Origin of the sequence: Micromonospora sp. S4605, from assembly GCF_003176715.1 — a bacterium.
GTDB classification, from domain to species: Bacteria; Actinomycetota; Actinomycetes; order Mycobacteriales; family Micromonosporaceae; genus Micromonospora; species Micromonospora echinaurantiaca.
In genome coordinates this window covers 1-10,080 of the sequence record NZ_QGSW01000187.1, presented here as the reverse complement: position 1 = coordinate 10,080, position 10,080 = coordinate 1, and the positions used below count along the sequence as shown (strand labels likewise).

General features: G+C 70.3%; 9 protein-coding genes. 7 read left to right on the top strand and 2 right to left on the bottom strand.

The genetic code is table 11. The features are described from left to right. Nucleotides 1–110: 110 nt before the first annotated feature. Nucleotides 111–689, bottom strand: a complete 579-nt coding sequence (locus DLJ47_RS15325) for a DsbA family protein (RefSeq protein WP_109900693.1) — start codon at nucleotides 687–689, stop codon at nucleotides 111–113. 321 nt (nucleotides 690–1,010) lie between these two features. Here DLJ47_RS15325 and DLJ47_RS15320 point away from each other — a divergent pair, with 321 nt between their 5' ends. The 7 genes from DLJ47_RS15320 to DLJ47_RS15290 all read left to right on the top strand — a co-directional run bounded on the left by DLJ47_RS15320 (nucleotide 1,011) and on the right by DLJ47_RS15290 (nucleotide 9,058). Further along, nucleotides 1,011–2,153 (top strand): Clp protease N-terminal domain-containing protein, encoded by a 1,143-nt coding sequence (locus DLJ47_RS15320; protein WP_109900692.1) that lies wholly within the window; start codon nucleotides 1,011–1,013, stop codon nucleotides 2,151–2,153. A gap of 295 nt (nucleotides 2,154–2,448) precedes the next feature. After that, nucleotides 2,449–3,729 carry an ABC transporter substrate-binding protein gene (locus DLJ47_RS15315; RefSeq protein ID WP_109900691.1) on the top strand — a complete coding sequence of 427 codons (1,281 nt, stop codon included), beginning with the start codon at nucleotides 2,449–2,451 and terminating at the stop codon, nucleotides 3,727–3,729. After that, nucleotides 3,726–4,724, top strand: a complete 999-nt coding sequence (locus DLJ47_RS15310; protein WP_109900690.1) for a carbohydrate ABC transporter permease — start codon at nucleotides 3,726–3,728, stop codon at nucleotides 4,722–4,724. The genes DLJ47_RS15315 and DLJ47_RS15310 overlap by 4 nt, the downstream gene beginning before the upstream one ends. A gap of 1 nt (nucleotide 4,725) precedes the next feature. After that, nucleotides 4,726–5,562: a carbohydrate ABC transporter permease gene (locus tag DLJ47_RS15305; protein ID WP_088993019.1), complete on the top strand. Its 837-nt coding sequence runs from the start codon at nucleotides 4,726–4,728 to the stop codon at nucleotides 5,560–5,562. Nucleotides 5,563–5,571: 9 nt separating this feature from the next. Continuing rightward, entirely contained in the window at nucleotides 5,572–6,780 is a 1,209-nt protein-coding gene (locus DLJ47_RS15300; RefSeq protein WP_109900689.1) for an ABC transporter ATP-binding protein, read from the top strand. Between the two features lie 205 nt (nucleotides 6,781–6,985). After that, nucleotides 6,986–8,230, top strand: a complete 1,245-nt coding sequence (locus DLJ47_RS15295; RefSeq protein WP_109900688.1) for a hypothetical protein — start codon at nucleotides 6,986–6,988, stop codon at nucleotides 8,228–8,230. A gap of 27 nt (nucleotides 8,231–8,257) precedes the next feature. After that, on the top strand, nucleotides 8,258–9,058 hold the full coding sequence (locus DLJ47_RS15290) for an alpha/beta fold hydrolase (protein ID WP_109900687.1): 801 nt from the start codon (nucleotides 8,258–8,260) through the stop codon (nucleotides 9,056–9,058). A gap of 158 nt (nucleotides 9,059–9,216) precedes the next feature. Here the strand turns inward: DLJ47_RS15290 and DLJ47_RS15285 are convergent, their stop codons facing one another. Beyond that, entirely contained in the window at nucleotides 9,217–9,963 is a 747-nt protein-coding gene (locus DLJ47_RS15285; protein ID WP_109900686.1) for a YsnF/AvaK domain-containing protein, read from the bottom strand. Nucleotides 9,964–10,080: the final 117 nt, after the last annotated feature.

The window sequence follows — 10,080 nt, the reverse complement described above, 5'->3', positions numbered from 1 at the left end:
TCCCCACCCACTCCCACCCCCTCAACTCGTTTGATCATGAGGTTGACGGTGCCGGAACGGACAGAGCGCCCCGCCAACCTCATGATCAACGCGACGGTGAGGGTCAGGGGTCAGTGGCGGGCGCGTTTGAGTTCGTGAAAGGCCGGGAGGTGGATCAGGGGGAGCATGCAGTCCCAGATGGTCAGCGCGTCGTCGGTGCCGGGCACCTCGGTGAGGATCGGCCCGTGCATGCCCCGCTTCGCGCCGGGCACCATCAGCACCGGCGAGCCGATGTCCGGGCCGGCCGAGGCGTACGCCAGCGCGTGCGACTCGCGTACCGCCCGGTCCCAGCGCTCGTCGTCGAGCGCCGCCGCCGCGTCACCCAGGCCGGCCGCCTCGACGGCCGCGTCCACGATCTTCGGCGACAGCGGGTTCCCGGCGTCGTGGCTGCGTGCGCCCACCTCGGCGTAGAACCGGGCGACGTCGTCCGGCCGGCCGTCCGCGCGCAGCGCCTCCACCAGCCGCAGCGCCCGACTCGACGCGGCCAGCACGTCGGCGAACTCGGGGGCGGACTTCCCTTCGTTGAGAATCGCCAGGCTGAAGGCCCGCCATTCGACCCGCAGGCCACGGGCGTCGGCGACGGCGACCAGCCACCGCGAGGTGCGCCAGGTCCACGGGCAGGCGGGATCGAAGAAGAACGTGGCGTCCATCGGCCGAGCCTAAGCGCCCGCGCGCCGACCCGCAGCGCGCCGACCCGCGCCCGCTTCCGCGTGGAGGCAAGGGCAGACGCGGTTGGTCGGCCAGCAGCGGCCGGCCCTTGGCGACCGATGCCAGGTGGACCCGCGCGGATAGGCTCCGGGGCCGGCCGCGGAACGCGGAGCGGAGCTGTCGGGACCCGGTATGGCCGCCCGGGCACCGCGATTGCCGGCCGTATCGCGGCAGGCGCCGGACCCGCGCCACCGCGAACGGCCGCGACCGGCTGGAGCGGATGACCGGAGCGACGTGGCGCAACACGGAAGGCGGAGGTGACGATGTCCATCACGATCGGTGGTGGCCTCTACTCGGTGCTCCGCCGGGCGGGCCAGGAGGCGGTGCGGCTCAAGAAGCTGAGCATCGGCAGCGACGACCTGCTCTTCGGGCTGTTGGGGCGCTATCCGCCGCTCCGCGCGGCGATTCCGGTCCGGCCGCAGCCGGAGGAGACCGGGGAGCCGCCGCACCCGTCGCCGGTGGACCCCGAACTGTCGGTGGAACTGACGGTCGAGCTGACCCGGGCGATGCGGGAGGCGTACTGGCGTGCCTTCGGGTGGCCGGGGCCTGCGCGGGACCGGTTCGCCGGGACACCCGGCTGGGAACCGGAGGCCGCCGCGGTGCTGAGGGTGGCCGCGCACCTGGCGGTACGGCGCCGGGCACCGTCGGTGGGCAGCAACCACCTGCTGGAGGCGCTGCTGGAGACGCCCGGCAGCCGGGCCGGGCAGCACATCGCCCAGGCTGGCCTCCTGCCTGGCCGGCTCGACGACGTGGCGGCCCGGATCTGGCCCCGGGGCGACCGGGAACCGCCCCGGTCGGGGCTGGCCGGTCCGCTCCGGCGGATCGGGGTGCTCGCCGGACCGGACCCGGTGCCAGCCGGCCGGCTCACGGCCCGGCTGGTCGCCTCGGCCAGCCGGCTGCTCACCCAGACCACGCCCGCGCTCGGTTGGCTGGAGCTGGAGGCGGTGGCCGAGACGGTGCGGCTCGGGCACGACCGGACAGCACCGGCGCATCTGATCATGGCGGTGCTCGTGCTGGAGGAGGAGACGCGGGCCGGCGAGCTGCGTCCGGCTGCGCCCTCCGGCGCCGCGAACGAGATCCTGCTCAGCCGATTCGGGCTGGCCCGGCAGGAGGTCGGCCTCGTGGTGGCCGGGAAGGGCCACGGCGGGGAGTTCGCCGGCCCGCAGCCCAGGCGGGCGTGGCGCACCGATCGGAACAACCCGCCCTGGACCGCGGCGGCGGCCCGGATCGCGGAGCGGGCACGGGAGCTGAGCACCCTCGGCGGCCGGGTGCCGGCCGGCGCCGCTCACCTGGTGTACGCCGCGTTGACCGACCCCGACGACAGTGCTCCTCGCTTACTCGGTGAGCTGGGCGCCGACCCGAGCGCGATCCGCGGACTGGCCGCGCACCGCCTCGGCGTGGCCTGACCCGTCCGGCGCCCGGCACCATCGAGCGCCCAGCCGACGTCTTAGCGGCGCAGCACCAGCCGGGTCCGCCGCACCTGCTTTCCCTGGTGACGCGCGCCCGGCTGCCGGTGATCCCCGTCACGCCGGCGGCCCCGCGCTCGACGCCCCATCGTCGCCAGGTTTCGTGACTTCCCAGGTCGGGCAGTGTTGGGGCCACGAAACGTCCGGGACCGATCACTCACTGGTCAGCGTCCCGACCGTCTCGCCGTGCGCCGGGGCACGGTGCGTCACCCCGGCTGTTGCGAGGGGAGGGGTGATGAGCGATCCCGACGGGCGCCGGCGCCGGCCACGCGTACGCGCGCTGGCCGCGGCCGCGGCGCTGACGTTGGTGGCACCCATGGCGGCCTGCGGATCCGGCGACGACGGCGGCGTGCCGACGATCAACCTGTACTACCCGCCGGAGCAGAACCTGCACAAGGTGGTGGACAACTGCAACGCGGCGGCCCAGGGCCGGTACCGGATCGCCTACCGGGTGCTGCCGCGTCAGGCCGACGACCAGCGGGTGCAGATGGTGCGTCGGCTCGCCGCGGAGGACCCCGGCATGGACGTGCTCGGGCTCGACGTCACCTGGACGCGGGAGTTCGCCAGCGCCGACTGGATCCTGGAGTGGACCGGGCAGGACCGCACGGAGGTCGAGCAGGGCACCCTGGCCGGCCCGCTGGAGACCGCGCGTTACCAGGACAAGCTCTACGCCGCGCCGAAGAACACCAACGTCCAGCTGCTCTGGTACCGCAAGGACCTGGTGCCCGAGGCGCCGAAGAGCTGGGACCAGATGATCTCGGCGGCCCAGCAGCTGAAGCAGCAGGGCAAGCCGTACCAGGTGCTCACCATGGGCGCCCAGTACGAGGGCCTGGTGGTCCTCTACAACACCCTCGCGGAGAGCGCCGGCGGCAACATCCTCAGCGACGACGGCAAGCGGGCCGCGATGGACGAAGGCACCGTCAAGGCGCTGGAGCAGCTCCAGCGCTTCGCCACGGCGGGGGTGACGTCGCCGTCGTTCAGCAACGCCACCGAGGACCCGGTGCGGCTGGAGTTCCAGTCCGGCAACGGCGCCTTCCAGGTGAACTGGCCGTTCGTCTACCCGGCCATGCAAGAGGCCAACCCGGAGCTGGCCAAGCAGGTCGCCTGGGCCCGGGTGCCGGGCATCGACGAGAACACCCCGAGCAAGGTCACCATCGGCGGGGTGAACATGGCGGTCAGCGCCTACTCCGAGCACCCGGCGGAGTCCTTCGAGGCGGCGAAGTGCATCCGCAACGCCGAGAACCAGAAGTTCTCCGCGGTCAACGACGGGGTGCCGCCGACCATCGAGCGGGTCTACGACGACCCGGAGATGGCCGAGGCGTACCCGATGAAGGAGACCATCCTGGAGGAGCTCAAGGAGCCGGCGACCCGCCCGCTGACCCCGGCGTACCAGAGCATCTCCACCGTGATGTCGGCGATCCTCTCGCCGCCGTCGGCGATCGACCCGCAGCGGACCGCCGACGAGTTGCGCGACGCCATCGCCGACGCCCTGGAGTCCAAGGGGGTCCTACCGTGAGCGTGAACGCCACCCCCGGCGGGGCCGAGGTCGCGGCCGACGAGACCGCTGCCCGGTCCGGCGCCCGGCACGCCGCCGTGCCGGCCCAGCGCGACCGCCGGCGCAAGCCGCCGCTGAGCGAGAACAAGAAGGCCGAACGCCGGCTGGGCTGGCTGCTCTGCGCGCCGGCAGCGCTGGTCATGGTGCTGGTGACGGCCTACCCGATCCTCTACTCGGTCTGGCTGTCGCTGCAGCGCTTCGACCTGCGCTTCCCCGACCAGCGCGAGTTCATCGGGCTGGAGAACTACGTCACCGTGCTGACCAACGAGTTCTGGTGGACGGCGTTCGGGGTCACCGCGCTGATCACCGTGGTCACCGTCGCGGTCGAACTGGTGCTCGGCATGGGCCTGGCGCTGATCATGCACCGCACGCTGGTCGGCCGGGGCATCGTCCGCACCGCGGCGCTGATCCCGTACGGCATCGTCACGGTGGTCGCCGCCTTCTCCTGGCGGTACGCCTGGACGCCCGGCACCGGCTACCTGGCGAACCTGTTCAGCGAGGGCGCGCCGCTGACCGAACGGGCCAGCTCGCTGGCGATCATCATGCTGGCCGAGATCTGGAAGACCACCCCGTTCATGGCGCTGCTGCTGATGGCCGGGCTGGCGCTGGTCCCGGAGGACCTGCTCAAGGCGGCCTCCACCGACGGGGCCACCGCCTGGCAGCGGTTCACCAAGGTAATGCTGCCGGTGATGAAGCCGGCGATCCTGGTCGCGCTGCTGTTCCGCACCCTGGACGCGTTCCGGGTCTTCGACAACATCTTCGTGCTCACCGCGGGCGGCAACGAGACCTCGTCGGTGTCGATGCTCGCCTACAACAACCTGATCCGGGGCCTCAACCTCGGCATCGGGTCGACGATGTCGGTGCTGATCTTCCTCACCGTGGCGATCATCGCCTTCGTCTTCGTGAAGCTGTTCGGTACCGCTGCCCCTGGCAGCGACGACGGGGAGAGGCGCTGAGATGGCTGTCGAAACCACCACCCGGGCCAAGCTCCGCTGGGGTCTGTTGGACGTCGTCGTGGTCGTCTTCGCGCTGATTCCGGTGCTGTGGATCGCGTCGCTGTCGTTCAAGACCCCGGCCACCCTCACCGATGGCAAGTTCTGGCCGCGGGAGTGGACGCTGGACAACTACCGGACGATCTTCGCCACCGACCAGTTCGTCCGGGCCCTGGTCAACTCGATCGGCATCGCGCTGATCGCCACCGTGATCGCGGTGGTGCTCGGCGCCATGGCCGCGTACGCGATCTCCCGGCTGGACTTCCCCGGCAAGCGGCTGCTGGTCGGCGTCTCGCTGCTGATCGCGATGTTCCCGCAGGTGTCGCTGGTCTCGCCGCTGTTCGACATCGAGCGGCAGCTCGGCCTCTTCGACACCTGGCCGGGCCTGATCCTGCCGTACATCACCTTCGCGCTGCCGCTGGCGATCTACACGCTGTCGGCGTTCTTCAAGCAGATCCCGTGGGACCTGGAGAAGGCGGCGAAGATGGACGGGGCGACCCAGGGCCAGGCGTTCCGCCGGGTGATCGCGCCGCTGGCCGCGCCCGGCCTGTTCACCACGGCGATCCTGGTCTTCATCTTCTGCTGGAACGACTTCCTCTTCGCCATCTCGCTGACCTCCACCGAGCGGTCCCGCACGGTGCCGGTGGCGCTGTCGTTCTTCACCGGCGAGTCGCAGTTCGAGGACCCCACCGGGGCGATCTGCGCCGCCGCTGTGGTGATCACCATTCCGATCATCCTGTTCGTCCTCTTCTTCCAGCGCCGCATCGTCTCCGGCCTGACCTCCGGCGCCGTCAAGGGATAGGTGATAGTCGTGGCTGACATCGTGCTCGACAAGGTGAGCAAGAAGTTTCCGGACGGGACCGTCGCGGTGGCCGACGTCGACCTGGAGATCGCCGACGGCGAGTTCGTCATCCTGGTCGGCCCCTCCGGCTGCGGAAAGTCCACCACCCTCAACATGATCGCCGGGCTGGAGGACATCAGCTCCGGCGAGCTGCGCATCGGTGGCGAGCGGGTCAACGACAAGGCGCCCCGGGAGCGGGACATCGCGATGGTCTTCCAGTCGTACGCCCTCTACCCGAACATGACCGTCCGGGAGAACATGGCGTTCCCGCTGCGCCTGGCCAAGCTGGACAAGGAGACCATCAACACCAAGGTCGAGGAGGCGGCGAAGGTCCTGGAGCTGACGGCGCTACTGGACCGCAAGCCGGCCAACCTCTCCGGCGGCCAGCGCCAGCGGGTGGCGATGGGCCGGGCGATCGTCCGGCAGCCCAAGGCGTTCCTGATGGACGAGCCACTGTCCAACCTGGACGCGAAGCTGCGGGTGCAGATGCGCACCGTGGTGTCCCGGCTGCAGAAGCAGCTCGGCACCACCACCGTCTACGTCACCCACGACCAGACCGAGGCGATGACCCTCGGCGACCGGGTGGTCATCATGCGCGGCGGCGCGGTGCAGCAGGTCGGCCCGCCGCAGGAGCTCTACGACCACCCGCGCAACCTCTTCGTGGCCGGCTTCATCGGCTCGCCGTCGATGAACTTCCTGCACGCCGCCGTGCAGGACGGCGCGCTGCGCACGGCGCTGGGCGAGGTGCCGCTGGGCGACCGGGTCCGGCGCGAGCTGGCGGCGGCCGACGCGCCCCGCGAGCTGATCCTCGGCATCCGGCCGGAGCACTTCGAGGACGCCGACCTGGTCGACGAGGACACCCGCCGCCGGGGCATGGAGTTCGAGGCGCCGGTGGAGATCGTCGAGTCGATGGGCTCGGACAAGTACGTCTACTTCACCGTCGAGGGGGAGCGGGCCAGCGCCGCCGAGCTGGAGGAACTGGCCGCCGACGCCGGTGCGTCCGACTTCACCGGGGCCGGCGCGAACCTGGTGACCCGGCTGTCGGCGGAGTCGCCGGTGGTGGAGGGGGAGACCCGCCGGGTCTGGTTCAACCTGGAGAAGATCCACCTGTTCGACCCGACGAACGGGCGCAACTTGACCCTGCACGAGGGCCGGGCGGCCGGCGCGCTCGCCGACTGAGAAGGGTCGGACCGACGGCCCGCTGTCTCGCCCCGACACGCGAGACAGCGGGCCGCCGTCCGTCCTGCAGGCCCGACGCGACGCTGCACTTCGACTCGTCCGTGGCGCTGCCTCCAGCGCCACGCCTCGATGCCACCGAAGATCAACTCTTGCGTTGGGTAGCCAAGTCACGCCGTATAGTGAAGTATCGGCGACGGGAGTTCCCATGAGAACCGACTTGGTCCGCGTGTGGGTGCGCCTCTACTGGTGGGGCGGGGACTCTCGACGACTGGTTCTGGTCAGGACGATCGACTACTCGACGCACGTCCGCGAGATGTGGCGGTCCCGACCCGTCGACGAGGAGAGGGCCGGCGTCGCCAGACTCGTCTTCAACCGCGTTCAATGGCATCAGCTGTGGTCCGGCTGGCCAGTGGAGAGATTTGATCTGTCGATCCCGCTGCACCGGGTGTCGGACGAGGACGACGCCGATGACCGGGAGGCGATGAGCGAGGCCGTGAGCGACCCCGACTTCCACCTGCTCTACTCCGGATGCACCATCGCGCACAACGACCCGCGCGAGTCGGTCCGCGAGGCCCGGCCGGAGGTCGCCACCGGCCAGCCGCCCCGGCCGTTCCGCTCCCACCCCGATCGCCCGTCCCACATCTTCGCCCTCACAACCACCGAGGCGCCGTCGGCCGGTACTACTCCCTACGAGATCGACCTGAGCGACGTGCGCGGCGTGATGATCGGCGATGGTAACCAGCAGATCAACCGCTTCGAGATCACCGTGCAGGACGCCAGGTTCGATCTCGATCGGGTTTTCGCTCGTGCGGAAGTTCAGAAGGCTGCCGCCGAGGTCATCATGAACCCCGGCGACGAAAGCCACCGCGCCAGATTGATCAACGTGCTCGCGCATCCTGGCTGGTTCGTGTCGTGGCGTCCGGCCCGCCTGAGAGTCGACGATCCAGGGGCCAAGCGGTCGGCCGGCTTCCTCAACACCCTGCTGGGCTTCAACGTCGACGTCAAGGTCGGCGACAACCTCCAGCAGACCAACCGTTTCACCTATGTGACCTCCCGCCTTCCAGAGGCCCAGGACCTGCTGGCCAGCAACGAGAAACTGGCGCGGGCGGTCGCAGGGCTGATCTGCCCGGCCCACGCGACCATGGACGTCGCGTCGATGTTGAAGGTCGTCAACGAGGCCGTACAGGGCCTCCCCGTGGACTTCGTCAACGGCCGCCTGCAGGCGCTCAAACTGGCGCCCTCCCCGCGGATGAGCCTCGTCCGCGTCGACGGAGCGATGGTCGGCGACGACCCCGTCCAGGAGAACGACATCGAGGTCATGTTCAGCAGAACCACAACAGACGTCGATCGCGTACGGCGGAAGCACGAGTGGCTCAGCGAACCCTACCGACCGAAGGGCCCCGACCGCGGGGGCGAACACCGGGGCCTCAGCGGACCATCCCTCGTCTGACCACCTACCGGCAGCTGGAGGACATCGATGCGTAACGCCACCGTGCTGTTCATCCACGGCTTCTGGTCCTCGCCGGCCACGTGGGACCGGATAGCCGCACGACTCAACGCGGACGCCGACCTGGCGTCCCTCCGCATCGAACGTTTCGGTTACCGGTCGCCCAAGCTGTCGCTGCCCCTACTGCCCACCCGGATCCCCGACTACAACGACATCGCCCAGGACCTGGCCAGCTACATCGACCACCAGCTTCCGGCCGGACCGCTCGCCATCGTCACGCACAGCCAGGGCGGACTCATCCTGCAGCGGTACCTCGCGTGGATGGTGCACGAGAAGCGCGAGTCCGGCCTCGCCCGGATCGAGTTGATCGTCATGCTCGCCTGCCCGAACGAGGGATCCGAATACCTGCGCTCGATCCGTCGCGCGGCGGGCCTCGGACGGCATCCCCAAGCGCGCGACCTGGGGACCCTCAGCGCGGACGTCGCCGACGCGCGCCGCACTGTCATGCACCACGTACGCATCCCGCTGCACGCGTTCTCCGGCAGCTCCGACAACGTGGTGCCGCGTGCGTCGGGTCAGGGACCATTCCAAAGGGTCGGGTCGCTGCCCGGCGACCACTTCTCCATCCTGAACCCGGACCTGCCCGGCAGCTCCACCGTTCCCGTACTGAAAAACCTGCTGCTCCAGACCTTCAGCAAGGAACCCGTCAGCAGGGAACCCGCCGAGACCCAACAGCCGGGAACGCCAGACCCCAAGTACGTGGTCAACTTCCATGGCCCAGCTATCAACACCTCCGTCGGCGACGGTCACCCGAGCAGCGGCGACTCCTGAGCAGCACCGGCCACCCGATGGCGCAAGTCTTTACGGCGTGCCCGCGCGAATACCGTCAGGGGCCGAACATCGGCAGGCGGGGCGCCAGGTCGTCGGTTGTCACCGCGGGTCGGGCGGGTGGGTCGAAACCGGCCCACCCGCCCGTCGTGCGTCAGGTGTCAGCGACGTCGCCGGCTGCGTTCCGGGATGTCGGCCTCGACCTGCTCCCGCCGGACCTGTTCGTCGATGGCCCGCTGGTCGACCACCTCGTCCTTGGTCAGGTGGACCCGCTCCACGGGAACCGTTTCCTTGCGCACCACCGGTCGCTCGGCGCGCAGGTTCATCTCCTGCTCGGCCTCGCCGATGTCGGCGTGGACGTTGCGCGCGTTCGCGGCGGAGATCGGCTCGCGCTCCACGTACACCTCGTCGTGCTCGACCGGCACGGTGGTGTGCACGTCCTCGGAGACGACGTACTTGCGCAGCCGCGCGGTGCCGGCGGGCTGGCTCTCGGTGCCGACCCGCAGGCGCTCCTCGGACCGGATGAGGTCCTCACCGGCACCCGGCGCACGTCCGCGCTCCCGGGCCGGCGGAGCGGCCGGAGCCGGTTGCGGCGCGAGCTGGTAGTGCCGGTAGAGCTGCTCGACCTGCGCCGTGGTGAGCGGCTCGTCGGTGTCGGCGTCCACGGTGGGCGCGTTCTTCACCGTCGACTTGTCGTAGTCGACGGCGAGCGTGCCGCCGGCGATCTGGGCCTTCTGCAGCGGAGCCATCGACTCCTTCCTGGCCATCACCCCGGTCTTCACGCTGACCCAGGTCGGCTCACCGGCGTTGTCGGCCCAGATCTGACCCACGCTGCCGATCTTCGACCCCGAGCGGTCCGTGACGTTCTGGCCGTACAGCGAACTGACCTGCTGTGCGTTGAGCTTCATGGACCGTAACCTCCCTCTGTCTCGCCCGGCGGATACCCGACCGGGCCGAGCGGATGCGTCACCGGCACGCCGGATAGGAGCAGGGACGGGAGCTGGGGCGGGTGGTGCGGGTGAGGC

Excerpts from the sequence above, each read along its gene's own strand:
- DLJ47_RS15305 (WP_088993019.1), top strand. The coding sequence starts at position 4,726 with ATGGCTGTCGAAACCACCACCCGGGCCAAGCTCCGCTGGGGTCTGTTG.
- DLJ47_RS15320 (WP_109900692.1), top strand. The coding sequence starts at position 1,011 with ATGTCCATCACGATCGGTGGTGGCCTCTACTCGGTGCTCCGCCGGGCG.
- DLJ47_RS15325 (WP_109900693.1), bottom strand. The coding sequence starts at position 689 with ATGGACGCCACGTTCTTCTTCGATCCCGCCTGCCCGTGGACCTGGCGC.
- DLJ47_RS15315 (WP_109900691.1), top strand. The coding sequence starts at position 2,449 with ATGAGCGATCCCGACGGGCGCCGGCGCCGGCCACGCGTACGCGCGCTG.
- DLJ47_RS15290 (WP_109900687.1), top strand. The coding sequence starts at position 8,258 with ATGCGTAACGCCACCGTGCTGTTCATCCACGGCTTCTGGTCCTCGCCG.
- DLJ47_RS15295 (WP_109900688.1), top strand. The coding sequence starts at position 6,986 with ATGAGAACCGACTTGGTCCGCGTGTGGGTGCGCCTCTACTGGTGGGGC.
- DLJ47_RS15285 (WP_109900686.1), bottom strand. The coding sequence starts at position 9,963 with ATGAAGCTCAACGCACAGCAGGTCAGTTCGCTGTACGGCCAGAACGTC.